A 25,385-nucleotide genomic window follows, 5' to 3' on the forward strand; every position below is an offset into this window, starting at 1 on the left:
GTGCTGGCGGCGCGGCGGTTGTTCCGCTCGACGATCCTGGCCGCGACGGCGGGGTTGCTGATGTCGCTGGACGGTATGCATTTCGTGCTGTCGCGTGCGGCGCTGCTGGACATCTTCCTGATGTTCTGGATCGTGGTCGCGTTCTACTTCCTGGTTCTGGACCGCGAGCAGCGCCGCGCCCGGTGGCTCGCGCTGCTGGAGACCGGCGGCGACCCGGACCGCCCCAGGCTCGGCATCCCGTGGTACCGCCTTGCCTGCGCCGTCTCGCTCGGCCTCGCCTGCGGCGTCAAGTGGAGCGCCCTGTGGTACGTGCTGCTCTTCGCCGCCCTCACCGTCGTGTTCGAGGCCAGCGCCCGCCGCTCGGCCGGCGCCACCCACCCCCTGCGCGACGCCCTCGTCGGGGACGGCCGCTGGGTGCTCGCCTTCGGCGCCCTGATCGTGGCCACCTACCTGGCCACCTGGACGGGCTGGTTCGCCTCCGACGACGGCTACTTCCGCCACTGGTACGCCCAGACCAACGGCCTGGCGAACGACCGCCTCCTCGACCCGCTGGTCAACCTGTGGCACTACCACAAGGAGGCGTACAACTTCCATACCGGACTGAGCACGAAGCACCCGTACCAGTCCTGGCCGTGGATGTGGCTGCTGCTGGGCCGCCCCGTCAGCATGTACGTCAACACCGACGGCCCCTGCGACGCGACCAGCTGCGTGTCGCAGATCCTGATGCTCGGCACCCCGGTGCTGTGGTGGTCGTTCCTGCCCGCCCTGATCGCCCTCGGCTGGCTGGCGATCGCCCGCCGCGACGGCCGCGCCTGGCTCATCATGGCCTGCGCCCTCGCCGGCATCCTGCCCTGGTTCCAGTCCATGCCGGGGCACCGGACGATGTTCGCCTTCTACGCCCTGCCCGCCGAGCCGTTCCTCATCCTCGCCGTGGTGTACGTCCTGGGCGCCATCATCGGCCCACCCCGCCACGTCGCCCCCGACAGCGACCGCCGCCTCATCGGCTCCATCATCGCCGGCGCTTACGTTTCCCTGGTCGCTGTCTGCTTCGCGTACTTCTACCCCATCTACAGCGCCACCGTGATCACGAACGCTGAGTGGCTCTCCAGGATGTGGCTGGGCTCCCGCTGGATATGACCCCGCCCTCGACACCTCGCCGGCCGACGTGTCTCCGTGGAATCTCTGGGGCAGGCCGACCCGCCGGGCAGGGGCTGGATCGGCTCGCTCGCGGATCTCACGCTGCGCTACCCGGCGGATCCCTGCTGCCCCGGCGACAGGGATCCACCGGGTAGGCGTCGACCCAAGCGCCGATCAATGCGGAGGCGGCCGGCCAGGGCGTGCGGCGTGTACGCGCGTGAGGCTGCCGCCTCCACCGGAGCCCGCCCGACCCCGGCCGATCCTGCCCGACCCCGGTCGACCTCGCCTGCCGCCCGCCTGCTCGCCGATTTCGCCGCGTCTGCTCGGTGGATCGCGGCTACCCGGTGGATCCCTGGTGTTCCAGCGACAGGGATCCACCGCGTTGCAGGAATCCACCGGGTAGGCGTCGACCCAAGCGCCGATCAATGCGGAGGCGGTCAGCCAGGGCGTGCGGCGCGTACGCGCGTGAGGCTGCCGCCTCCACCGGAGCCCGCCCGACCCCGGCCGATCCTGCCCGACCTCGCCCGGCCGACCTTGCCGCTCGTCGATCTCGCCGATTTCGCCGCGTCTGCTCGGTGGATCGCGGCTACCCGGTGGATCCCTGCTGTTCCAGCGACAGGGATCCACCACGTTGGAGGAATCCACCGGGTTGGCACCGACCCAACCGTCGATCAATTGGGGCGGCGGCCGGCCACCGGGATGCCGCGCGCACGCGCATCAGGCTGCCACGCGCGCGCAGGCGGTGCGAGCGCAGCGAGCATGGGGGTAACGAGGGCTCCGGGCCGGGAACCCCGCCGCCGACCGTTCGAGTCGGCCTGCGATCGCCTGTGGCCCCGCCGGTGGTTGGCCAGGAGCCGGCCCGCGGCCGCCCGTGTCCCGCCGGTGGTTGGCGGCGAGCCGGCCAGACACCGCCCGTGCCCACGCCGGTGGTCAATGAGGTCGCGGGCGCGGAGTGCGGAACCGGAGGACGCGTCAGGCGGCGGTGCCCGTCGTGTCCGGGGCGCTCAGGATCTCGAGCAGCCCGAGCAGGCTGAGCACCCGGCGGACCCCCGGGCTCGGATTGACGATCCACAGGTCGCTGTTGTTGCCGCGGGCATGTGCCCGGGCGCCGACGAGCTTGCCGATGCCGGTCGAATCGATGAACGACACCAGGCTGAGGTCGACCTCGACGGCGGTGGCGTGCACGTCGTCGATGGCGCGGTGCAGCACAGCGCGCAGTTGGGCGACGTTGTCCAGGGTGACCTCGCCGGCGACCCTGACGCGGATCGCCTGGTTGGGCAAGGGGTCGACCGTGATGTGCAACTCCGGGAACACCGCGAAACGATCGCCCTGATGCATCTGGCTCACCTTCTCACAATTCGAGCCGCTCTCACGATACGGGTTGCGCGGCGGTCCCGCATCCATCGAGGGATCGAACCCGATCAGGCGACTCCGGTGGGCCGGAACTGCACGCTGACGCGGGGGCCGACGGGACGGGCGGTCTTGGGGATGGCGTGCTCCCAGGTGCGCTGGCAGGAGCCGCCCATGACGACGAGGTCGCCGTGGCCGAGGGGGAAGCGGATGCTGTCGCCGCCGCCGCGGGGGCGCAGCAGCAGCGAGCGCGGGGAGCCGAACGAGACGATCGCGACCATCGTGTCGAAGCGGGCGCCGCGGCCGATCGTGTCGCCGTGCCAGGCGACGCTGTCGCGGCCGTCGCGATACAGGCACATGCCGGCGGTGACGAAGGGCTCGCCGAGCTCCTCGATGTAGTGCCGGGTCAGCTGGCGGCGGGCCTCGGTGAGCAGCGGATGCGGCAGCTCGTCGCGCTCGCCATACCACCGCAGGAGGCGGGGCACGTCGACGACGCCGTCATACATCTTGCGGCGCTCGGCGCGCCAGTCGACGTCGTGCAGCAGGGTCTGCAGGACCGCGTCGGAGCCGAGGACCCAGCCGGGGAGGTGGTCGATCCAGGCGCCGCGGCTGAGCTCGTGGCGCACCATCCCGCCGGTGAGCGGCCCCACCGAGGGCGTGACCGTGTCCAGCATCGAGGGCTGGTACGCGAGGTCCATCATGCGACCGAGTCTACACCCGCTTTCGAACGTACGTACGAGCAACGCGCCGGGCTTGCAGTGACGAGACGAGCCGCGCGACCGCACCGTCAGCGGGCGGCCGCCAGGGTGCGGGCGGGCGCGAGGGACACCGCGGTCGGGTCCTCGATCATCCGCTCGACCACGACGCCGGCACCGCCGCGGGCGGCCGCGGTGAAGCCCAGGTGGTCCGTTGGTGCGGATGTGCCGCAGGGTCCGGCTCAGGTTGGCCCGGCGCAGAGCGAGCTGGTCCGTGGGCTCATCGACGGAGCCGGCGCCGGCCCGCTCCTTGCTCACCATCGACCGCTCGCCATCGACCGCTCACCATCGACCGCACTCCCATCGCACGTCGAGCCTCACCGCCGGGCACCCCGCGTCTGCATCGACGCAGCTCATTCGCCGGTCGGTGCGACGAATCAACCACGAAACATCCCGGCAACACCAGACCTGCGGACAACGAATCCAGAACGTTTCGAAACTCTTTTCAAGATCTGTGTCGAGGTGCCCACGATCCAACGCAAGAACCCCACGGGATGCCACAGAACCGCGCGCTGCCGTTTCCAATGACACCCGTTGACTTCTCCGTAGCATGTCTGCAACATTTGGGCCAACGCATGCAAGATTCCAACAAGCAGACGTCAGACTCACGCTACTCTCCGCAACTCGCGCTGCGGCCGGTCCGCCAGCAGGTTCGCAGCGCACCGCCCTCGTCCACGGAGAGGCACCGTCGTGCCCGTTCGCGCCCCACCCGCACCCGGTCGGCAGACCGGGTCAGCCGCCGTTGACCGCAGATCGCACCGCCACTGCACGAGGGACCTGCCCGCCAGCGCGCGGTCCCTCGCGGAGCCGCCAACTCCCCGCACCGCATCACACCCCCGAACGAAGGATCGCGATGAGTAAGAGGCACGTGACGCGAAGGGTGCTCTCGGCGTTCGCCGTGGCAGCCCTGGTCGCGGTTACGGCTCAGACCCTGCCGGCGAACGCCGCCGGCGGACCCAACCTCGCCAGCGGCCGGCCCGCCACGTCGAGCAGCACCAACGGCGCCAACGGCATCGGCAACATCAACGACGGCAACCAGGCCAGCTACTGGGAGAGCGCCAACAACGCCTTCCCGCAATGGGCGCAGATCGACCTGGGCAGCGCGAAGAACATCGACCAGATCAAGCTGAAGCTGCCCAACGACACCACCTGGGCCACGCGGACGCAGACGCTGTCGGTGACCGGCAGCACGGACGGTGGCTCGTTCAGCACGATCGTCGGCTCCGCCGGGTACAGCTTCAACCCGGCCCAGCAGAACATCGTGACCATCGACTTCACGGCCGTGAACACCCGCTACGTGCGGCTGAACTTCACCGCCAACACCGGCTGGCCCGCCGCGCAGGTCTCCGAGTTCGAGATCTACGGCGTGGCGTCCTCGACGACCAACCTCGCCGCCGGCAAGACGTTCTCCTCCAGCAGCACCAACGCCCAGTACACCGCCGCCAACGCCGGTGACGGCAACCAGGCCTCCTACTGGGAGAGCAACGGGGCCTTCCCGCAGTGGGTGCAGGTCGACCTGGGCTCGGCCGTGCCGGTCAGCTCGGTCGTGCTGAAGCTGCCCACCAACTGGGGCACCCGCCGCCAGACGCTGACCCTGCAGAGCAGCACCACGGGCAGCTCGTTCACCAACTTCGTCGGCTCCGCCGAGTACGAGTTCAACCAGAGCACCGGCAACACGGTGACCATCCCGTTCACTTCTCTGACCACCCGCTACATCCGGGTGAGCATCTCGGCGAACACAGGCTGGCCCGCGGCGCAGGTCTCCGAGCTCGAGGTGTACGGCCCGGCCAGCGGTGACACGCAGGCGCCGACCGCGCCGGGCAACCTCGCGTACACCCAGCCGGCCAGCGGCCAGATCCGCCTGACGTGGAACGCCTCCACCGACAACAGCGGCTCGATCGCGGGCTACGACGTGTACGCCAACGGCACGCTGCGCACCAGCGTGGCGGGCAACGTGCTCACCTACACCGACACGCAGCCCGACACGGCGACCGTGCAGTACTTCGTGAAGGCCCGCGACGCGGCCGGCAACCAGTCGCCGAGCAGCAACACGGTGACCCGCACCGGCACCGTGGCCGACACGTCTCCGCCGACGGCCCCGTCGAACCTCGCCTACACCCAGCCGGCCAGCGGCCAGATCCGCCTGACGTGGGGGGCCTCCACCGACAACAGCGGCAGCATCGCCCGCTACGACATCTACGCCAACGGCTCGTACCGGGCCAACGTGGCCGGCAACGTGCTGACCTACACCGACAACCAGCCCGACACGGCCACGGTGTCCTACCAGGTGAGGGCGGTCGACGCGGCCGGCAACAACTCCGCGGCCAGCAACACCGTGACCCGCACCGGCACCGGCAACCCGTCCGGCACCAACCTGGCGCTGGGCAAGCCGATCACCGCCAACGGCTCGGTGTTCACGTTCGTACCGGCCAACGCCAACGACAACAGCGTCAACACCTACTGGGAGGGCGCGGCCGGCTTCCCGGCGACCCTCACCTCGACGCTGGGCGCCAACGCCGACGTCAGCAAGCTCACGCTGAAGCTCGACCCGAGCAGCGCGTGGGGCGCCCGGACCCAGAACATCGAGGTCCTCGGCCGTGAGCAGAGCGCGACCGGGTACACCAGCCTGGTGCCGGCCCGCGACTACCGCTTCGACCCGGCCACCGGCAACACCGTCGACATCACGCTCACCGCGCGCGTCGCCGACGTACAGCTGAAAATCAACTCCAACACCGGCGCGCCGTCCGGGCAGATCGCCGAGTTCCAGGTCTACGGCGTCGCGGCGCCGAACCCGGACCTCGTCGTCACCGGCATCTCCAGCTCGCCGGCGAACCCGGTCGAGACCGACGCGGTCAGCCTCACCGCCACGGTGAAGAACCAGGGCAGCGCGGCGTCGGGCGCCACCACCGTCAGGTTCTACTTCGGCACCACGCTCGCCGGCACCGCCAACGTGGGTGCGCTCGCGGCCAACGCGACCGCCAACGTGACCGCGAGCATCGGCGCGCGGGACGCCGGCTCGTACACGCCGATCGCGAAGGTCGACGAGGGCAACGCCGTCGTCGAGCAGGACGAGTCGAACAACACCTTCACCGGCTCCGCGTTCACCGTCGCGCCGGTGCAGACGTCCGACCTGGTGGCCTCGCCGTCGGCCTGGTCGCCGAGCAACCCGTCGGCGGGCAACACGGTCACGTTCTCCGTGGCGATCAAGAACCAGGGCACGCAGGCCTCCGCCGGCGGCGCCCACGGCATCACCGTCACCGTCAAGGACGCCAACGGCACCACCGTCAGGACGCTGACCGGCTCCTACACCGGCGTCATCAACGCCGGCGCGACCACCGCCCCGGTGAACCTGGGCACGTGGACCGCGGCCAACGGCAAGTACACGGTGACCACGGTGCTCGCCGCGGACACCAACGAGCTGTCGGTGAAGCAGGCCAACAACACCTCCAGCGCGCAGCTGTTCGTCGGTCGCGGCGCGAACATGCCGTACGACATGTACGAGGCGGAGGACGGCAGCGTCGGCGGCGGCGCGTCGGTCGTCGGGCCGAACCGCACCATCGGCGACCTCGCCGGTGAGGCGTCGGGCCGCCGCGCGGTCACGCTCAACGCCAACGGCCAGTACGTGCAGTGGACCACCCGGGCCAGCACCAACACGCTCGTGGTGCGGGCGTCCATCCCGGACGGCACCACCTCGTCGCTGAACATCTACGTCAACGGCACCTTCCACAAGGCGATCAACCTGACGTCGCGGTACTCGTGGCTCTACGGCAACGAGTCCGAGCCGACGAACTCGCCCGGCGCCGGGCCCCGTCACATCTACGACGAGGCCAACGTGATGCTCAACAGCACGGTGCCCGCCGGCAGCACGATCAGGCTGCAGAAGGACGCCGCCAACAGCGGCACGTTCGCGGTCGACTTCATCAACCTCGAGCAGGTCTCGCCGATCGCGAACCCGGACCCGACGAAGTACCTCGTCCCGGCCGGCTTCACCCACCAGGACGTGCAGAACGCGCTGGACCAGGCCCGCCAGAGCAGCACCGCGCTCGGCGTGTACCTGCCCGCCGGCACGTACGACACGGCGCAGAAGTTCCAGATCTACGGCAAGACCGTGAAGGTCGTCGGCGCCGGCCCCTGGTACACGAGGTTCCAGACGCCGCAGAGCCAGGAGAACACCGACGCCGGCTTCCGGCTGGAGACCTCCGCGAACGGCTCGACCTTCTCGGGGCTGGCGTTCTTCGGCAACTACACCTCGCGCATCAACGGTCCCGGCAAGGTGTGGGGCGAGCTCAAGGACAACCAGAACCTGAGCATCGACAACGTCTGGGTCGAGCACACGGTCTGCATGTACTGGGGCGTGAAGAACAACAACATCAGCATCACCAACAGCCGGATCCGCGACCTGTGGGCGGACGGCATCAACTTCACCAACGACACCACCAACACCCACCTGAACAACATCGACGCCCGCTCCACCGGTGACGACTCGTTCGCGCTGTTCTCCGCCACCGACGGCGGCGGCTCGGTGGGCAACCACGACAACGTGTGGGAGAACCTGTCGGCCACGCTGACCTGGCGCGCGGCGGGCCTCGCGGTGTACGGCGGCTACAACAACACCTTCCGCAACCTGTACATCGCGGACATGCTGACGTACTCCGGCGTCACGATCAGCTCGCTGGACTTCGGGTACCCGTTCGTCGGCTTCGGCACCCAGCCCACGGTGTTCCAGAACATCTCGCTGGTGCGTGCCGGCGGACACTTCTGGGGCAACCAGGTCTTCGGCGCCATCTGGGTCTTCTCGGCCTCGAAGGAGTTCCGCGGCATCCGGGTGTCCGATGTGGACATCGTCGACCCGACCTACTCGGGCATCATGTTCCAGACGAAGTACAACGGTGGCCCGGAGTTCCCGATCACCGACACCATCTTCACGAACATCAACATCAGTGGTGCGCAGCGCAGCGGTGACGTCTACAACGCCAAGTCCGGCATCGGCATCTGGGCCAACGAGATGCCCGAGACCGGTCAGGGCCCGGCGGTCGGATCCGTGACCTTCAACCACCTGACGTTGTCGAACAACGCCGAGAACATCCGCAACACGACCAGCACGTTCCAGATCATCATCAACCCGTAGCACCCGCACGCAGGACGGGGCCGCCGGTTCGCCGGCGGCCCTGTTCCGCGTCGGGCCCTACAGTGCGGCGGCCAGCCGGCGGGCGCCCTCGGCCAGCTGGTCCGGCGCGGCGGCGGCGAACGTCAGCCGCAGATACGCCCCGTCGGGCTCGGCCGCGAACCACGGCCGGCCGGGGAACACCACCACCTGCCGGGCCGCGGCGGCGTTGGTCACGGCGACGTCGTCGGCGCCCTCGGGCAGCCGCGCCCACACGTGCAGCCCTCCCGCAGGGACAAGTGCCAGCCGCAGCGCCGGTACGTGCACCGCCAGCGCCCCGGTGAGCGCTTCGCGGCGGACCCGCAACTCCGCCCGCAGCGCCTTCAGGTGCCGGGGCCACGCCGGCGACGTCACCAGGTCCAGCGCCGCCTGCTGCAGCGGCCCGGAGACGAAGAAGTCGTCCAGGACCCGGGCGGCGCGCAGCCGGGCGCCGGCCGCGCCGCGGGCCCCGATCGCCGCCACCCGCAGCCCGGGCGCGGCGGACTTCGTCAGCGACCGCAGGTAGACCACGTGCCCGTGCGGGTCGTCGGCGACGAGCGGCCGGGGTGGGTCGTCGTCGATCGCGAGGTCCCGGGCGTAGTCGTCCTCGAGCAGGAACGCCCCCGCCGCGCGCACCGCGGCCATCACGTCCGGCCGGCGCGCCGCGGACAGCGTCGCGCCGTGCGGGTTGGCATACAGCGGCTGGCAGTAGAACAGTCTGGCGCCGGTGCGCAGGAACGCGGCGCGCAGCAGGTCGGGGCGCACGCCCTCGGCGTCGGTGGGCACCGGCACCACCCGCAGGCCGGCGGCCCGGGCGGCGGCGAGCGCGCCGAGGTAGGTCGGCGCCTCCACCAGCACCGCGTCGCCGGGCGCGCACAGCGCCCGGAACGCCGTCGACAGCGCCGACTGCCCGCCCGGGCAGATGTTCATGTCCTCGGCCCGCAGCGCGCCGCCGGAGGCGCGGGCGAACCAGGCCCGCAGGTCCTCGCGGCCCTCGACCGGCCCGCGCTGCCACGCCGCGGGCTGCCGGGCCGCCCGCGACAGCGCCGCGCCGAGCGCCGCGGCCGGCTGCAGATCGGCGTCGAGATAGCCGCTGGACAGCGGGATCATGCCGGGCCGCGGCATGGCCAGCAGCGCCTGCATCGCGTCCTCGCCCGGCGGGCGGGCGCCGAGCGCGATCGACTGCCAGCTGAGGTCCTGCGCCTCGGCGGGGCGGGCGCGGCGCAGCACGAATGTGCCGCGGCCGGGCTGCGCGTCCAGGACACCCTCCGCGGTCAGCGCGCGGATCGCCCGGGTCACGGTCACCGGCGACGCCTGGTGGCGGGCGCTGAGCTCGCGCACCGTCGGCAGCCGCGTCCCCGGCGCCGCCGCGCTCGCCGCGGCCCGGAGATCTTGGATAACGCGGGTCGCTGCGTTATCGTCATTCATGAGAGCAGAGAATAGCGTTACCCGGTCGGACACGGTAACGGGCGTGGTGCTGGGCCTGCTGGGCGTCCTGTCGTTTAGCATGTCGCTGCCGGCCACCAGGGCCGCCGTGGGCGACCTCGACGCCTGGTTCGTCGCGTTCGGCCGGGCCGTCGGTGCCGGGCTGCTCGCCCTGGCGTATCTCGCCGTGACCCGCGCGCCGCGCCCGACCGCCGCGCAGTGGCGGCGCCTCGCGGTCGTCGCGCTCGGCGTGGTCGTCGGCTTCCCGCTCTTCACCTCGCTCGCCCTCGTCACCAGCACCGCGTCGCACGGCGCCGTCGTCATTGCGCTGCTGCCCGCCATCACCGCCGGCTTCGCGGTGCTGCGCAGCGGGGAGCGGCCCCCACCAGCGTTCTGGGTCGCCGGAGGCGCCGGGCTCGCCGCCGTCCTGGTGTTCCTGGTGGCCAGCGGGGCGGTCAGCGGCTCCGTCGGCCCGGCCGACCTGTTCCTGCTCGCCGCCGTCACGCTGTGCGGTCTGGGCTACGCCGAGGGCGGCGCCCTCGCCCGTGACCTCGGCGGTGCCCGCACGATCTGCTGGGCCCTGGTGCTGTCGCTGCCGGTCTCGGCGGCCGTGACCGCGGTCGCGGCGGTGCGGCAGCCGCCCCACGCCTCGGCGCAGGCCTGGGCCGGCTTCGCGTATCTCACCGTGGTCTCGATGTTCCTGGGGTTCTTCGCCTGGTACGGAGGGCTCGCGCGCGGCGGTGTGGCGAAGATCGGGCAGCTGCAGTTGTCCCAGCCGGTGCTGACCCTGGCGTGGTCGGCGCTGCTGCTGGGCGAGGCGGTGCCGCCCGGCGCCGTCGTGGCCGCGGTCGCCGTGCTCGGCTGCGTCGCGCTCACCCAGCGGCTGCGCGCGCAGCGCCCGATTGACGACATTGCCCGCTACGCGACTGATTTTCGCTGAGCCCGGCACCAGCATCAGCGCGTGAAGAAAGTCTTCCTCATCCTCGGAATCATCGCGGGTGCGCTGCTGCTGCTGTGTTGCGGCGGCGGCGTGGCCCTGTACTTCCTTGCTGACACCACCACCTACACCAAGCCCGCCGACGCCTGTACCACCGTCACCGCGGCCGAGGGCTCCTCCGCCTTCGGCACGGTCAAGGACACGCAGAACAAGGACACCACCGCGTTCGGCCGCACCTACGGCGGCTGCGTGCTCACGTACGAGGAGACCGGCACCCTCACCGTCGCCATCGACGTGCCGTCCTCGGCCTCCGACGTGCGCACCCACTACGACGCGGTGAAGAAGATCGCCGAGGCGAGCACCGCGGCCGGCGCCACCGTCACCGACGTCGACGGCATCGGCACGAAGGCGTTCGCCATGTACACCACCGCCGGCGGCGCCCTCATGTACGAGCTGGACTTCTACGACGGCAACCTCTACCTCAGCCTCAACCTGACCACCCCGGCCGGCACCACGCTCACCCCCGACAAGGTGCACGCCGACTTCCTCGTCATCGGCAAGTCGATCATGACGTCGCTGGAGGACTCCTCGTCCGGCGGCGACTCGGACGACTGAACGGGTACGTTTGGACGCGTGCGTATCGCGTTCGCGGCAGACGACTCCAACGAGACCACCGCGGCCGTCGTCCAGCACCTCGCCGAGCAGCACGAGGTGCTGGACGTCGCCGTGCCCGGCACCCCGTGGCCGGATCTCGGCACGCTGGTCGGCCGGGCGGTCGTCGAGGGCCGCGCCGACCTCGGCGTGGTGATGTGCTGGACCGGCACCGGCACGGCGATCGCCGCCAACAAGGTGCCCGGCGTGCGGGCCGCCCTCGCGTGGGACCCGTGGATCGCCCGCGGCGCCCGGCTGTGGAACGACGCCAACGTGCTGGCGATGAGCCTCAAGCGCCTCGCGCCCGATGTGGCCGTCGAGGTGCTCGCCGCGTTCCTGGCCGTCGACGGCCCGGACCCGTCGGAGGCCCCGAACATCGAGTCCCTCGGATGAGATGACGGTCACCGTGCTTGACCAAAGCGTGACCTGAACGATCGCAACCGCTTCGCGGTGCCCGAGGTCTTTGCTCATTGAACGGCGACGCACATCGCCGTGACGCGAGCGGCTCTGCCGACCGACACCGACAGACGACTTCGACGACCCACACGGTGGGCGCGGTGCATGCCCGTGCCTGTCCACAGTAGAGGGTCCATCGTGGACGCCTGGCGATGTGTGCTGCCCGTGTGCCGAAACACCGTCCACGACCACACAGTCGTGGCATCCGGGAAGGTGCTCTACACGTGAATATCAGAACGAGTGCGCTGGTGGCTGGAGCGGTCACCGCGACGCTTGTGCTGTCCGCCTGTGGCGGCAGCTCAAGCAGCGACAATACCAGCAAGGACAGCGGTCAGAAAGGTGCCGGCGGGTTCAATGCGGCATTGACCGGCGTGGTCAACCCGTCCGACAAGAAGGGCGGCACGCTCAAGCTCACCAACCACGACAACCCCGACTCCTACGACCCGGTGCGCGCGTACTACGCGAACATCTGGAACTTCATGAAGGGCTACTACGTCCGGACCCTGGTGACCAACCAGGCCAAGCCCGGCGAGGACGGCCTGGCGCTCACCGCCGACCTGGCCACGGACCTGCCGAAGGTCGAGGACGGCGGCAAGAAGTACACCTTCACGCTGCGGACCGGGCTGAAGTTCGAGGACGGCACGCCGATCACCTCGAAGGACGTCAAGTACGGCATCGAGCGCGTCTTCGCCTCCGACGTGCTGTCCGGCGGCCCGAGCTACCTCATCGACGTGCTCGACCAGGGCCAGAAGTACCCGGGCCCGTACAAGGACACCGACCCCGACAAGCTGGGCCTGAAGTCGGTGCAGACGCCCGACGACAGCACGATCGTGTTCACGCTCAAGGAGCCGCTGAGCGACTTCCCGTACCTGCTCGCGATGCCGGGCGCCGGCCCCGTGCCGAAGGCGAAGGACACCGGCGAGCGGTACTCCAACCACCCGGTCTCCTCCGGCCCGTACAAGTTCGAGTCGTACGACGAGGGCAAGAAGGCCGTGCTGGTCCGCAACGACCAGTGGGACCCGAAGACCGACACGGTGCGTAAGGCGCTGCCGGACCGCATCGAGGTCACCTTCGGCACGGCCGTCGAGGAGATCGACAACCAGCTCATCTCCGGCGAGGTCGACCTGGACCTGGCACAGACCGGCGTCCAGCAGGGCTCGCAGGCCAAGGTGCTGCTCAACCCGGACGTGAAGAAGAACGCGGACGCGCCGACCACCGGCTTCATCCGCTACTTCGCGATGAACACCAAGGTCGCGCCGTTCGACAACATCCACTGCCGCAAGGCCGTGCAGTACGCGACCGACAAGATCGCGATGCAGACGGCCCGCGGTGGCCCGGACGCCGGCGGTGACATCGCCACCAACATGCTGCCGCCGAACATCGCCGGCCACGACCCGAACCTCGACCCGTACAACACGAAGTCGGGCAAGCCGCAGGTCGACAAGGCCCGTGAGGAGCTCGCCGCGTGCGGCAAGCCCAACGGCTTCGACACCGTCATCGCGACCCGCAACTCGGGCAAGGAGCCGAAGACCGCCGAGGCGCTGCAGGCCGCGCTGAAGAACGTCGGCATCAACGCCCGGCTCGACCCGAGTGACGCGTCGCTGTACTTCCGCTCCACCATCGGTGCACCGTCCAACACCCTGTCCAAGGGCTACGGCATCATGATGGCCGGCTGGGGCGCGGACTTCCCGACCGCGTCGGGCTTCCTGGCGGTGCTCGTCGACGGCCGGCAGATCCTGCCCAGCGGCAACAACAACTACTCCGAGCTGAACAACGCCGAGGTCAACAGCCTCATCGACCAGGCGAAGGCCGAGTCGGACCCGAAGAAGGCCGCGGCCATCTGGGGTCAGATCAACAAGATCGTCATGGACGAGGCCGTGATGGTGCCGTTCACGTACGACAAGGCGCTCAACTACCGCAACCCGCGACTCACCAACGTCTTCGTCAGCCAGTACTACGGCATGGTCGACTTCGGCAGCCTCGGCGTCAGCTGAGCCGGGACGACGGCGCGAGTGCCCGGGTCGACGAGGGACTTCCCGGGTGTGCGGGTGACCGCCGCGGCCGCCTTGCCTCCTTGGGGCGGCCTCGGCTGTCCGGCCCGGATCCGGTGTACGCCGGATCCGGGCCTCGGCCTGCGCCTGCGCCGGGCGTCCCCGGGGCTTCCGCCGGCTCGGCCGGGCTTCAGTAGGCGATGCTGACCCGGCGGTGGATGTGGCCGGCATCGGTGATCGACCTGAGCATCGCGTGGGCGACGTCGGCGCGGGACAGGGTCCGTCCACCGTGGACGCTCAGGTCGAGGACCGTCCGGTATGGACGGTGCCCGCCGCCGGTGAGGCGGGGCGGGCAGATGAGCGTCCAGTCCAGGCCGCTGGCGCGCAGCACCCGCTCGGCCTCGGCCAGGTCCTCGAAGTTGGTCTTCAGCACCCGCTGCACGACGGGCTTCGCCACCGCGCGCATGAGCAGGCTGTCGCCGCGGTCGCGGAACCGGCCGGCGGCGTCGACGGCGAGGATGCGCCGCACGCCGGTGGCCCGCATCGCCGCGACCGCGGCCCGGGCGCCGTCGGCCTGCACGGTGGTGGGGCCGCCCCGGCGGTGCCCGAGCGCGGACAGCACCGCGTCGCGCCCGGCGACCGCGCCCTCCAGCGCGGCCGCGTCGTCCAGCGTCGCGCGCACCACCGTCACGCCCGGCACGTCGAAGTCCCTGCGGGCGACGGCCGTCATCTCGTACCCCAGCCGCAGTCCCTGCTCGATCAGTTGCCGCCCGATCCCGCCGGTCGCCCCCAGCACGGTCACCTTCACGGCCGCCCCCAAGTTGTCGGTGAGTGAGCACTTACTAACCTCTATGATGGTGGGTGAGTGTTCACTAACTTGTCAAGGGAGCCCGGTTTGGCCACGCGCGACGTGATCCTGGACGCGGCTGCCTCGGTGCTGCGGAGCCGGGGCCTGGCCAACGCCACGACCAAGGAGATCGCCCGCGCCGCCGGCTACTCGGAGGCGACGCTCTACAAGCACTTCCGCGACAAGATCGAGCTGCTGGTGGCGGTGCTGCACGAGCGCGGCCCGCAGTTCATCCCGATGATGCAGACGCTGCCCGAGCGCGCCGGCACCGGCACTGTCCGCGGCGTCCTCACCGAGCTGGCCACCGTCGCCATCGGCTTCTACCGCGACAACTTCCCGATGTTCGCCTCCATCTTCGCCGACCCGGCGATCCTCAACGCCCACCGCGACCAGCTGCGCGCCCAGAACCTCGGCCCGCACCGGGCCAACGACGGCCTGGTGGACTACCTGCGCGCCGAGCAGCGCCTCGGCCGCGTCTCCCCGGACGCCGACCTGCAGGCCGTCGCCGGGCTGCTGCTGGGCGCCTGCTTCCAGCTCGCGTTCATCGGCCACTTCACCGACCGCCGCGGCGACCTGGAGTCCGCCACCGCCTTCGTGGCGCAGCTGCGCCTCTGAGCGCCGCCCGAGGCTCAGTAGCGGACGATCAGGGCGATCCTGCCGTCCGTGGCGAGGCTGCCGTCGCCGACGAAGGTGACCTCGCCGCCCTGGCGGGCCACCAGCTCCACCACGTCGTCCACGGCGTCGTCCACGAGGGTGCCGGCGGGCTCGCCGGTCGGCGGCTGCTCGGCGGGGTGCAGGTGGTCCTCGTGGGTCCAGGCGGGGGTGTGGTAGTTCTCCTCGACCAGCAGGTGGGCGCCGCGGCCCTGGTGTGCCAGCTGCCACACCTCGGGCAGGCCTGCGGCGAAGCGGTTGGCGCCGCGGGCCACGTCGAGCTGCTCCAGGGCGGCGATCTGCTCGGACGACTGGTGCGCGGCGAGGTGCGGGGCCAGGACGCGGTACAGGTCGTGCGGGCCGGACCGGTCGTAGTTGCCGGAGATGGTGCCGGCGATGGGCGCGGTCCACTCGGCGGCGAAGAAGGCCAGGTACCGCTCGACGCCCAGCACGAACACGGGCCGGGTGTCCAGGGCGTCGACCCGGCGCAGGGCGTTGGCGATGTCGCGGAAGAACTGGCGGTGCCGCTCGTCGCGGTGGGCGCTGGGGTTCTGGCCGTAGTCGCGGGGCAGGCCCTGCGCGCCGCCGGGGCCCTCGTGCGTGAACGGGAAGCCGTGCGTGGTCACCTCGACCAGATGGGCGCCGTCGCCGCTCCAGAGACGGGTCGGCTGCTCGGAGAGGACCAGCGCCCAGTACCGGTGCCGGCGGGCCGCGTCGGCGACGACGTCGCGGATCTCGTACGTGTCGGCGACGACGACGCGCTCGTTGACGGGGGAGTCCAGGAGGCGGACGTGCACCTGCCCCGGCGACGCGAACAGCGCCAGCCCCTCGCCGACCTGCCGCAGGTCGACGTGCGCGGCGGCCTCGGCGATCTCGTCGTACACGGCGGCGGCGACGTCGGCGGGGACCGACTCGTCGGCCTCGAGGCGGCGGCGGGTCTCGGTGAGGAGGTTCCGCAGCCGGATCGGGTCCTGCTGGTTGGCGGGCGGCGTGCGGTGGGTCGGCATCAGCAGGGAGACCGCCGGGTAGCCGCTCGGCGTGAGGGTGGCCAGGTCCTTCACCGTCATGCGCCCACGGTCGCCCCGCATCCCGCCGGCGTGCTCGCCCACCGCAGGTGAAAGCCCGACCCGTGGACCGGATCGGCGGAGTTGGAGGCGGAGGCGGAAGGTGGACCGGGCGGCCGGCTCAGTGGAAGGTGGACCGCCGGCCGGCTCAGCGGAAGGTGAACAGGCGGCCGGTGAGCGAGTGCCGGACCGGGCCGGCGAGGCGGTGCATGCCGACGCGGAAGCGGGCGTCGTCCGGGCTGGTGAACGACAGCTCCGTGAAGCCGTGCTCGGCGAACAGCGCCCGCACCCGCAGGCTCAGGTCGGTGTCGCCGTCGCCGCGGGCGCGGGTCCAGATGACGATGCCGCCGGGGGCGAGCAGCGCCGGCAGCGCGGCCACCGTGCGCCGGACGTCGCCGGCGTCGATGTTGCCGAAGACGCCGCAGGCCAGCAGCACGTGCGCGGGCCGCACGCCGACATAGGTGGCGGCGTCGCCGGCGTCGGCGACCCGGACCTCGACGGCGGGCAGGCCGAGGTCGTCGGCGGTCTCCCGGGCCCGGCGGGCCAGGACCGGGTCGAGCTCCACGAGCAGCGCCCGGACCCGGCGGTCGTGCTCGGCGATGACCGGCAGCGCGTCGCGGCCGTCGCCGGCGCAGATGCTGACCAGCCGCCGCGTCCCCCCGGGCTCGCTGGGGGAGGTGCCCAGCGCCCGGCGCAGGTCGCGCCGCACGACCTCCAGGCGGCGCGACAGCGGCGAGGTGGGCGAGTCGTAGCCGCGGTGCCATTCGACCCAGTCGGTGTCCACCGGGTCATTCAACAGCTACCGGTAGCTTCGCGGCGCCCCACGCGCGGAAGCCCCGGCCCGGTGCCGCCGTGTCCACTGTGGATGGGCCGCCGGTGCCGGGCCGATGGTCAGAATGGCCATATATTGACTGCAGTTGATTGTGGCGCTTGGATTCCAAGATGACGGAGCGGACGCTGGTCGAGTTCAGCGGCAGCCGGGGCGGCACCTGCGCGCTGAGCTGGGGACAGGTCGCGATCTGGCGGGCCATCCAGCGGATGGTGCCCGACGACGCGGCGCTCAACATGAGCTGGGTGACCGACCTGGAGGGCGAGGGGATCTCGTTCGGCACGCCGCTGTCGCGGATCACCGACACCGTGCGCACCGTCGTGGAGCGGCACGAGTCGCTGCGCACCAGGGTCCGCGCCGACGCCGGCGGCGAGCCGCGGCAGGTGCTCGCCGCCACCGGCGCGATCGAGGTCCACGTCGTCGAGGCGACCGCGGGGACCGCCGCCGCGGAGGCGAGGGCGTTGCAGGCGCGCCTGACGGATCCGGCGTACGACTATCCCCACGAGTGGCCGCTGCGGGCCGGCGCGGTGCGGGTCGGCGACGTCGTCACCCACGCGGTGTTCGGCATCTGCCACCTGGTCACCGACCGCGGCGGGCTGACCGCGCTCGTGCGCGACGTCGTGCTGTGCCTGCGCGGCGAGCCGCTCGCCGGGACGGCCGACCGGCAGCCGTACGACCAGGCCCTGCACCAGCAGTCCGAGGCGGGCCGCAAACAGAGCGGCAAGGCGCTGCGGTACTGGTCCCGGCACCTGCACGCCGTGCCGCTGGGCCGGTTCCCGGAGGGCGGGGTGCGGCCGGAGGGCGAGCCGCCCTTCTGGTCCGTCACCCTCAGCTCGCCCGCCGGGGACCTCGCCGTCACCCGGCTCGCCGGTCGGGAGCAGGTCAGCACCTCGGCGGTGATCCTCGCCGCGGCGGCCGTCCAACTGGCCCGGCAGACCGGCGCCCGGGAGGCGGTGCTCCAGGTGATCGTCAGCAACCGGTTCCGGCCCGGGCTCGCCGGGTCGGTCGGGCCGGCGTCGCAGGACGGGCTGTGCGTCGTGGACGTGGGTGACCCGGACCGGCCGGACGACCTGCCGGTGGTCATCCAGCGGGCGATGCGGGCGTCGCTGCAGGCGTACCTGCACGCCCAGTACGACCCGGCCGCCCTCGACGACCTCGTGGCGGCGGTCGGCGCGGCCCGCGGCGGCGAGGTGGACCTGTCCGCGTCGTTCAACGACCGCCGCTTCGACGCGCAGACCCCGGTCGTGGCGGGGGAGGCCGTGACGGCCGCCGCGATCGAGGCGCTGCTGCCCGCCACGCGGCTGCGCCGCGAGCGCGTCGAGCACTACGGCGCCCGCTACTTCCTGCACGTCAACGCGGTGCCCGGTAGTTTGGACCTGACGCTGTTCGCCGATTCGTCGGTGCTGCCCGCCGCCGCGGTCGAGGCGCACCTGCGCGGCATCGAGGCGCTGGTGGTGGAGGCCGCCACCACGGCCGGCGCGCCGGCTCCGGTCGCCGTGTGACGGCCCACGAGCCGGACGCTAAGTCAAGTTACCGGCGCGTGCCGTGAGGTTGATCACCCGCTGTTGGTTGATCTTGCCGAATGTGCAAGTTTCAACTCTTGAGCACCTGGAATGTGCAAGGTCACGGGGACCTTCACAGGAAAGGAGGTGATCGAGTGAGACGGATCAACCCTAAGGGGAGACCGGAGCACGACCGGGCGGTGGCGGTGCTGCGGGCCTCGTACGAGGCGGTGCCGGACGGCAGCCCGGTCCGCTTGGCGAAGAAGACATCCAACCTGTTCCGCCCGAGATCCGCGGCCGGATCCTCCGGCCTGGACGTGAGCGGCCTCGACGGCGTCATCGAGGTCGACCCGCTGGCCCGCACCGCCGACGTGCAGGGCATGTGCACCTACGAGGACCTGGTCGACGCGACCCTGCCGCACGGACTGATGCCACTGGTGGTGCCGCAGCTGCGCACCATCACCCTCGGCGGTGCGGTCACCGGCCTCGGCATCGAGGCCACCTCGTGGCGGCACGGGCTGCCGCACGAGTCGGTGATCGAGCTCGACATCCTCACCGGCGCCGGGGAGATCGTGACCGCCCGCCCGGACAACGAGCACGCCGAGCTGTTCGCCGCGTTCCCCAACTCGCTGGGCAGCCTGGGGTACGCCACCCGCCTGCGCATCGAGCTGCAGCCGATCGCCCCTCAGGTCACGCTGCGCAACATCCGTTTCGACGACGTCGAGGACCTCCTGGAGGCCGTCGGCGAGGTGATGCGCACCGGGCAGTGGGACGGCGTGGACGTCGACGTCATGGACGGCGTGATGTTCCGGCCGCAGGAGTCCTATCTGGTCCTGGGCCGCTTCGGCGGCACCGGCCCGGCCAGCGACTACACCGGCCAGTCGATCTACTACCAGTCGCTGCGGTCCAAGGCGACCGACCACCTCACCGCCTACGACTACCTGTGGCGGTGGGACACCGACTGGTTCTGGTGCTCGGCCGCGTTCGGCGCGCAGCAGCTGCTCGTGCGGCGGCTGTGGCCGTCCCGGTTGCGCCGCAGCGACGTCTACCACCGCATCGTGCGGCTGGAGAACCGGTACGGTGTCGCCGCGCGGATCGACCGCTGGCGGGGCAACCCCGACCGGGAGCGGGTGGTGCAGGACGTCGAGCTGCCCCTCGCGCTGACCGGCAAGTTCCTGCACTGGTTCGCCGAGCACGTGCCGATGGCGCCGATCTGGCTCTGCCCGCTGCGGCTGCGCTCCGGCACGACCTGGCCCCTGTACCCGATGCACGCGGGTGAGCCGTACGTCAACGTCGGCTTCTGGGGCACCGTCCCGATCGTGCCCGGCGCCGCCGACGGTGACGTCAACCGGGCGATCGAAGCCAAGGTGTCCGAGCTCGGCGGCCACAAGTCGCTGTACTCCGACGCGTACTACGACCGGGAGACCTTCGACCGGCTCTACGGTGCCGCCGCGTACCGCGCCGTGAAGGACCGCTACGACCCGGAGCACCGACTGACCGACCTCTACGACAAGGTTGTGGGGCGACGATGACCATCACCAACAAACGTTCCTCGGCGCCGCGGCAGCGGCCGCCGGTGCCCACCGTCACGGACATCGTCCGTGCCGTCACCAACGGCGAGCCGGCCGTGCGCATCACCGCGTACGACGGCAGCGCGATCGGCCCCGAGACGGCGGCGATCGGCCTGCACGTCGCCTCTGAGCGCGGGCTGTCCTACCTGCTCACCGCCCCCGGTGACCTCGGCATGGCGCGCGCGTACGTGACCGGCGACCTCGAGCTGCGCGGCGTGCACCCGGGAGACCCGTACGAGGCGCTCCAGGTCCTCGGCGACGGCGGCCTGCAACTGCGGCTGCCGTCGCCGGCCGACGCGCTGCGGCTGGTCCGCGGCCTAGGCTGGGAGCGGCTGCGCCCGCCGCCGCCACCGCCCCAGGAGCACCTGCCCAACTGGAAGCGGACCCTGCAGGGCCTGCGGCACGGCCGCGGCCGGGACGCCGAGGCGATCCACCACCACTACGACGTCTCCAACGCCTTCTACGAGAAGGTCCTCGGCCCGTCGATGACCTACACCTGCGCGGTGTTCCGCTCCCCGAGCGACACCCTTGAGCAGGCCCAGGCCAACAAGTACGACCTGGTCGCCGGCAAGCTCGCCCTCAAGCCCGGCATGCGGCTGCTGGACGTCGGCTGCGGCTGGGGCGGTATGGTCCGGCACGCGGCCCGCGAGTACGGCGTCAAGGCCCTCGGCGTGACCCTGTCCCGCGAGCAGGCCGCGTGGGCGCGGGCGGCGATCGAGCGGGAGGGCCTGTCCCACCTCGCCGAGGTCCGCCACCTGGACTACCGCGATGCGCCGCTGGAGCACTTCGACGCGGTCAGCTCCATCGGCCTGACCGAGCACATCGGGCTGCGCAACTACCCGCGGTACTTCAAGACGCTCCGCGACCGGCTCAAGCCCGGCGGCCGGCTGCTCAACCACTGCATCACCCGCGCCGACAACCGCACGTCCCACCGCACCGGTGCGTTCATCGACCGGTACGTCTTCCCCGACGGCGAACTGGCCAGCCCCGGCAAGCTCGTCAGCGCGGTGCACGACGCGGCGTTCGAGGTGCAGCACGAGGAGAACCTGCGGATGCACTACACGCACACCCTGGCCGGGTGGAACCGCAACCTCGTCGAGCACTGGGACGCGTGCGTCGACGAGGTCGGCGTCGGCACCGCCCGCGTGTGGGGGCTGTACATGGCGGGCTCCCGGTACGCCTTCGAACGCAACCAGATCCAGCTGCACCAGATCCTCGCCACGAAGACCACCCGCCTCGGCGAGTCCTCGTTCCCCCTGCGCCCGGACTGGACCGCGTAACCACCCGGGTGGACACGCGCGACCGCCCCGCCGGCCACCCCCGGCGGGGCGCCCGTCCGACGTGCACGGCGGGGTGAGCCGCACCACGCGGGCCCGGACCTGCGGCCAGTCGATCGGCACCGGCACAGCCTACGGCGGGGCACACTGTGTGATGGGACGCGGATCGGGTGTGGTCCGCGGCTCACGGGGAGTTCCCAGGATAAGTCCAGTTTGGGCGGAGGTGCGCTGTGCAAGGTGGACATCATGAGTGACGAGGATCGCCAGTGGAGCGCACCGCCCACCGCCGCACGACCCGCGACGCCTGGCCAGCCGCCGGGTGAGCAGGGTTCGCCGGGGGCGCACGGCTCGCCGGGGACTTCCGAGCTTCCAGTTCCGTCGCCCGCCGGCGCGCCGGCCGAGCCATCGGAGAGTCCTGCCTGGGCGCGTCCGGCGGGGGAGCCGCGGCCGGGTGCGGGCTCGACCGCGCAGGTGCCGGCCGGGCCGTTCCCGCCCGCGCCGGGGACACCGACCTGGCCCGCCACGCAGCGGACCGGCGGCTTCCCGGCCTCGGGAGCGCCCGCGGCCGGCCCGACCACCGGCATCCCCGGCACCGGCGCGCACGGCCCGGTCACGGGAGCGCACGGCCCGGCCACCGGCGCGCCGGGGTCGGGGTCGGGGTCGACCACGGCGGCCTTCCCGGCGGTCACCGCGCCCGGGCCGGTGAGCGGGCAGCCCGGGTACACCGGCCAGCACAGCACCAACGGCCACCCGTACACCGGACACCACGCCTACCACGGCGCATACGGCAACGCGCCCGCCCAGCCCGGCTACGGGCCGACGCCACAGCCCGGCTACGGGCCGACGCCACAGCCCGGCTACGGCCAGGCGCAGCCGGTGCGTGGCGGCAGGGTCGCGGGGCTCATCGTGGCGGCGGTCGCCATCGCGGTCGTTTCGGCGTTCGGCGGCGGGCTGGTCGCGACCAACTTCGCCAAGTCCGGGGACGGCCCGACGACGGTCATCACCCGCAACGCCGCGCCGAACCTCGAGCGGTCGTCGGTCGGTGCGGTCGCCGAGGCGGTCCTGCCCAGCGTCGTGGACATCACGACCGGGGAGGGTGAGGGCTCCGGCGTCATCATGACCGCCGACGGCACCATCATCACCAACAACCACGTGGTGGCGGGCGCGACGAAGCTGACCGTGACGTTCAGCAACGGCAAGACGGCCAGCGCCACGCTCGTCGGCGCCGACCCCGCCGGCGACATCGCGGTCATCAAGGCGCAGAACGTGTCGGGGCTGACCGCGGCGAAGTTCGGCGACAGCGACGCGCTGCGGGTCGGCGACACCGTGCTGGCCGTCGGCAGCCCGCTGGGCCTGCAGGGCTCGGTGACGGCCGGCATCGTCAGCGCGCTGCACCGCACGATCAGCTCGGGGGAGCAGGGCGGGAAGTCGATCGCCGACGCGATCCAGACCGACGCGGCGATCAACCCCGGCAACTCCGGCGGCGCGCTGGTGAACCTGGCCGGCGAGGTCGTCGGCATCAACACCGCGATCCTCACCGCCGGGCAGGACAGCAACGGCAACATCGGCGTCGGGTTCGCCATCTCCGCGAACCGGGCCCGGTCCGCCGCCGACCAGCTGGCGAAGGGCGGGAAGGTCAGCCACCCGTACCTGGGCGTGCAGCTGGGCGACGGGCAGAACGGCGCCCTGATCGGCGGGGTGGTGGCCGCCGGGCCGGCCGACAAGGCGGGCATCAAGACCGGCGACCTGGTGACGAAGATCGGCAACACGCCGATCAACGGCGCGACCGACCTCATCAACGCGGTCCAGGCCGCGAAGGTCGGCGACCGGCTCACGATGACCATCCAGCGCAACGGGGCCGAGCAGCAGGTCACCGTGACGCTGGGTGAGTCTCCCTGACAGCGGTTTTCCCTTTCGCCGCAACGGCCCGCGCTCGCCACAGCGCGGGCCGTTGCGTTGCTCAGGCCCGCGCCGCTCCGAGGGTCTCGACGCCGACCCGCCCGAAGCGCCGGCAACCGGCCGCTAGGCCGAGGGGACCAGGCTCGCCGGCAGGTCGAACAGCGGGAACAGGTCGTCGCGGCCCAGGAACACCACCGACGACGTGATCAGGGGTCCGCCGGTGAGCAGCAGCAGCGCGAAGGGCCGGCCGTCGCGGTACTGGCCGAACGCCGGACCGCCGTTGGCCCGAACCTGCAGCAGCACGTCGCCGCGGCAGGCGTCGGAGGCGCGCATGGTCGCGGCGATCGCGTCCCGGCCGGACAGCCACCACGAGAACGGCGGCATCGACATCGTCGCGTCCTGGTGCAGCAGCGACACCAGCGTGTCGACGTCGTGGCTGGTGAACGCCTGGACGTACCGGTCCAGCAGCGCCTGGTCCAGCTCCGCGGCGCCCCGGGGTCGCGGGACCCGGGCGCCGGACGGCAGGGCGGCGCGGGCGCGCTGCAGGGCGCTGTTCACCGACGCGACCGTCGTCTCCAGCAACGTGGCGACCTCCGCCGCGGACCATGCCAGGACGTCGCGCAGGATCAGCACCGCGCGCTGCCGCGCCGGCAGCACCTGCAGCGCCGCGACGAACGCCAGCCGGATCGTCTCGCGCCGCACCGCCAGCTCCGCCGGGTCGCCGCCGGCGGGCAGGACCAGCGCGTCGGGGACCGGCCCGACGAACGCGGACTCCGGCAGCGGCGGGCCGAAGCCGCCGCCGACCGTGCCGGCGGGCGCGAGGTCGACGGCGAGGGCGCGGCGGCCGGCGGCGCGCAGCGCGTCCAGGCACACGTTGGTGGCGATCGAGAACAGCCAGGTGCGCAGGCTCGCGCGGCGTTCGTCGTACCGGCCGGCGGCGCGCCACGCCCGCAGCATGGTCTCCTGCACCGCGTCCTCGGCGTCGGCGGCGGAGCCCAGCATGCGGTAGCAGTACCCGGTGAGCTCCACCCGGTGCGCGTCGAGCTCCGGCCCGGAGATCACGTCCGGACGCCGACCGCGGCCAGGCCGGCATAGGTGTCGGGGTCCTCGACCGGCGGGTCCCCGGGGTCGGGGCGCCACAGCGGCAGCTGGACCAGCCCTGGATCGAGCAGCTCCCAGCCGTCGAACAGGGCGAGGATCGCGGCCCGGTCGCGCAGCACCAGCGGCGTGCCGGTGCGCACGTACAGGGTGGCGAGGTCCTCCAGCTGCCCGGTGCGGGACCCGGCGGTGCCGTGCGAGATCGCCAGCAGGCTGCCCGGGGCGGCCGCGTCACGGTACCGGCGCAGGGCGGCGTGCAGGTCCGTCGACTCCGGGATGAAGTGCAGCATCGCGACCAACAATAGGCAGACCGGCTGGTTGAAGTCGACCAGGGCGCGCACCGACGGGTCCTGCAGGATCCGGTCGGCCTGGTGCAGGTCGGCCTGCATGACCAGGGTCTTCGGGTCGTCGCCGAGGATCTGCCGGGAGTGGATGACCGCGGTCGGGTCGACGTCCACGTACACGACGCGGGCGTCGGGGTCGGCGGCGAGGGCTGCGTCGTGGACGTTGCCCTCGGTCGGGATCCCGGAGCCGATGTCGATGAACTGGCGCACCCCGCGGGACGCGGCCAGCCGCACGGCGCGGCGCAGGAACGCGCGGTTGTCGCGGGCCACCTGCGGCAGGTCCGGCACCAGCGTGAACGCCCGCTCGGCGACCTCCCGGTCCACGGCGAAGTTGTGCGTGCCGCCGAGGAAGTAGTCGTAGATCCGGGCGGCGCTCGGGCGGTTCGGGTCGACGCTCATCACACCGCTTTCCGAAACTTGGCAACTGTCCGTTTTTGTCACATTACTCTAAGTATAGG

Annotated in this window: 19 protein-coding genes; 11 read left to right on the forward strand and 8 right to left on the reverse strand. The window is 71.8% G+C overall.

The features are described 5' to 3' along the window. Positions 1-1,137 (forward strand): phospholipid carrier-dependent glycosyltransferase (locus AB0H83_RS40815; RefSeq protein ID WP_360105410.1); only part of this gene is annotated, 1,137 nt, incomplete at its 5' end. A gap of 972 nt (positions 1,138-2,109) precedes the next feature. On the opposite strand, the gene AB0H83_RS40820 is transcribed toward AB0H83_RS40815, so the two are convergent. Together AB0H83_RS40820 and AB0H83_RS40825 are read right to left on the reverse strand one after the other, a co-directional pair. Then, positions 2,110-2,475, reverse strand: coding sequence for an STAS domain-containing protein (locus tag AB0H83_RS40820; RefSeq protein WP_360105413.1), 366 nt, complete (start codon positions 2,473-2,475; stop codon positions 2,110-2,112). A gap of 83 nt (positions 2,476-2,558) precedes the next feature. Continuing rightward, positions 2,559-3,185 carry an alpha-ketoglutarate-dependent dioxygenase AlkB gene (locus AB0H83_RS40825; protein ID WP_360105561.1) on the reverse strand — a complete coding sequence of 209 codons (627 nt, stop codon included), beginning with the start codon at positions 3,183-3,185 and terminating at the stop codon, positions 2,559-2,561. 910 nt (positions 3,186-4,095) lie between these two features. Between AB0H83_RS40825 and AB0H83_RS40830 the strand changes: the two genes are divergently transcribed. Next, a complete protein-coding gene (locus AB0H83_RS40830; RefSeq protein WP_360105416.1) occupies positions 4,096-8,370 on the forward strand; it encodes a discoidin domain-containing protein in 4,275 nt (1,424 codons plus the stop codon). Positions 8,371-8,427: 57 nt separating this feature from the next. Here the strand turns inward: AB0H83_RS40830 and AB0H83_RS40835 are convergent, their stop codons facing one another. Beyond that, complete coding sequence (locus AB0H83_RS40835; protein ID WP_360105419.1) at positions 8,428-9,813, reverse strand: PLP-dependent aminotransferase family protein; 1,386 nt, start codon at positions 9,811-9,813, stop codon at positions 8,428-8,430. Positions 9,814-9,856: 43 nt separating this feature from the next. Between AB0H83_RS40835 and AB0H83_RS40840 the strand changes: the two genes are divergently transcribed. The 4 genes from AB0H83_RS40840 (at position 9,857) to AB0H83_RS40855 (ending at position 13,848) form a co-directional block, all read left to right on the forward strand. Continuing rightward, complete coding sequence (locus tag AB0H83_RS40840) at positions 9,857-10,750, forward strand: DMT family transporter (RefSeq protein WP_360105422.1); 894 nt, start codon at positions 9,857-9,859, stop codon at positions 10,748-10,750. 21 nt (positions 10,751-10,771) lie between these two features. Then, positions 10,772-11,362, forward strand: coding sequence for a hypothetical protein (locus tag AB0H83_RS40845; protein ID WP_360105425.1), 591 nt, complete (start codon positions 10,772-10,774; stop codon positions 11,360-11,362). Between the two features lie 18 nt (positions 11,363-11,380). After that, on the forward strand, positions 11,381-11,791 hold the full coding sequence (locus AB0H83_RS40850; protein ID WP_360105428.1) for an RpiB/LacA/LacB family sugar-phosphate isomerase: 411 nt from the start codon (positions 11,381-11,383) through the stop codon (positions 11,789-11,791). A gap of 434 nt (positions 11,792-12,225) precedes the next feature. Next, positions 12,226-13,848: an ABC transporter substrate-binding protein gene (locus AB0H83_RS40855; RefSeq protein ID WP_360105564.1), complete on the forward strand. Its 1,623-nt coding sequence runs from the start codon at positions 12,226-12,228 to the stop codon at positions 13,846-13,848. Between the two features lie 187 nt (positions 13,849-14,035). Here AB0H83_RS40855 and AB0H83_RS40860 read toward each other — a convergent pair whose 3' ends face one another. Further along, on the reverse strand, positions 14,036-14,653 hold the full coding sequence (locus AB0H83_RS40860; RefSeq protein ID WP_360105431.1) for an NAD(P)H-binding protein: 618 nt from the start codon (positions 14,651-14,653) through the stop codon (positions 14,036-14,038). Between the two features lie 87 nt (positions 14,654-14,740). On the opposite strand from AB0H83_RS40860, the gene AB0H83_RS40865 reads away from it, so the two are divergent. Then, positions 14,741-15,307, forward strand: a complete 567-nt coding sequence (locus AB0H83_RS40865) for a helix-turn-helix domain-containing protein (RefSeq protein WP_360105434.1) — start codon at positions 14,741-14,743, stop codon at positions 15,305-15,307. 14 nt (positions 15,308-15,321) lie between these two features. Here the strand turns inward: AB0H83_RS40865 and AB0H83_RS40870 are convergent, their stop codons facing one another. Beyond that, positions 15,322-16,410, reverse strand: coding sequence for a hypothetical protein (locus AB0H83_RS40870; protein ID WP_360105437.1), 1,089 nt, complete (start codon positions 16,408-16,410; stop codon positions 15,322-15,324). A gap of 145 nt (positions 16,411-16,555) precedes the next feature. Next, positions 16,556-17,191: a class I SAM-dependent methyltransferase gene (locus tag AB0H83_RS40875; protein ID WP_360105440.1), complete on the reverse strand. Its 636-nt coding sequence runs from the start codon at positions 17,189-17,191 to the stop codon at positions 16,556-16,558. Between the two features lie 158 nt (positions 17,192-17,349). Between AB0H83_RS40875 and AB0H83_RS40880 the strand changes: the two genes are divergently transcribed. The 4 genes from AB0H83_RS40880 to AB0H83_RS40895 all read left to right on the forward strand — a co-directional run bounded on the left by AB0H83_RS40880 (position 17,350) and on the right by AB0H83_RS40895 (position 23,485). Next, positions 17,350-18,738 (forward strand): condensation domain-containing protein, encoded by a 1,389-nt coding sequence (locus AB0H83_RS40880; protein ID WP_360105443.1) that lies wholly within the window; start codon positions 17,350-17,352, stop codon positions 18,736-18,738. Between the two features lie 164 nt (positions 18,739-18,902). After that, positions 18,903-20,270 carry an FAD-binding oxidoreductase gene (locus AB0H83_RS40885; protein ID WP_360105566.1) on the forward strand — a complete coding sequence of 456 codons (1,368 nt, stop codon included), beginning with the start codon at positions 18,903-18,905 and terminating at the stop codon, positions 20,268-20,270. Beyond that, positions 20,267-21,589, forward strand: coding sequence for a class I SAM-dependent methyltransferase (locus tag AB0H83_RS40890; protein WP_360105446.1), 1,323 nt, complete (start codon positions 20,267-20,269; stop codon positions 21,587-21,589). The genes AB0H83_RS40885 and AB0H83_RS40890 overlap by 4 nt, the downstream gene beginning before the upstream one ends. Before the next feature lie 243 nt (positions 21,590-21,832). Then, the gene (locus AB0H83_RS40895) at positions 21,833-23,485 is read left to right on the forward strand and encodes a trypsin-like peptidase domain-containing protein (protein WP_360105449.1); all 1,653 of its coding nucleotides are present in this window, start codon (positions 21,833-21,835) and stop codon (positions 23,483-23,485) included. Positions 23,486-23,608: 123 nt separating this feature from the next. On the opposite strand, the gene AB0H83_RS40900 is transcribed toward AB0H83_RS40895, so the two are convergent. After that, complete coding sequence (locus tag AB0H83_RS40900; RefSeq protein WP_360105452.1) at positions 23,609-24,547, reverse strand: RNA polymerase subunit sigma-70; 939 nt, start codon at positions 24,545-24,547, stop codon at positions 23,609-23,611. Next, entirely contained in the window at positions 24,544-25,326 is a 783-nt protein-coding gene (locus AB0H83_RS40905; RefSeq protein WP_360105455.1) for an SAM-dependent methyltransferase, read from the reverse strand. Before AB0H83_RS40905 ends, AB0H83_RS40900 begins: the two co-directional genes overlap by 4 nt. Between the last annotated feature and the right edge of the window lie 59 nt (positions 25,327-25,385).

It is taken from the genome of Dactylosporangium sp. NPDC050688 (assembly GCF_040654515.1).
In the GTDB taxonomy this organism is placed as follows: Bacteria; Actinomycetota; Actinomycetes; order Mycobacteriales; family Micromonosporaceae; genus Dactylosporangium.

Bases quoted from the DNA above. Each gene is read 5' to 3' on its own strand.
- AB0H83_RS40820 (WP_360105413.1), bottom strand. From the start codon at position 2,475: ATGCATCAGGGCGATCGTTTCGCGGTGTTCCCGGAGTTGCACATCACG.
- AB0H83_RS40825 (WP_360105561.1), bottom strand. From the start codon at position 3,185: ATGGACCTCGCGTACCAGCCCTCGATGCTGGACACGGTCACGCCCTCG.
- AB0H83_RS40830 (WP_360105416.1), top strand. From the start codon at position 4,096: ATGAGTAAGAGGCACGTGACGCGAAGGGTGCTCTCGGCGTTCGCCGTG.
- AB0H83_RS40835 (WP_360105419.1), bottom strand. From the start codon at position 9,813: ATGAATGACGATAACGCAGCGACCCGCGTTATCCAAGATCTCCGGGCC.
- AB0H83_RS40870 (WP_360105437.1), bottom strand. From the start codon at position 16,410: ATGACGGTGAAGGACCTGGCCACCCTCACGCCGAGCGGCTACCCGGCG.
- AB0H83_RS40880 (WP_360105443.1), top strand. From the start codon at position 17,350: ATGACGGAGCGGACGCTGGTCGAGTTCAGCGGCAGCCGGGGCGGCACC.
- AB0H83_RS40890 (WP_360105446.1), top strand. From the start codon at position 20,267: ATGACCATCACCAACAAACGTTCCTCGGCGCCGCGGCAGCGGCCGCCG.
- AB0H83_RS40895 (WP_360105449.1), top strand. From the start codon at position 21,833: ATGAGTGACGAGGATCGCCAGTGGAGCGCACCGCCCACCGCCGCACGA.
- AB0H83_RS40905 (WP_360105455.1), bottom strand. From the start codon at position 25,326: ATGAGCGTCGACCCGAACCGCCCGAGCGCCGCCCGGATCTACGACTAC.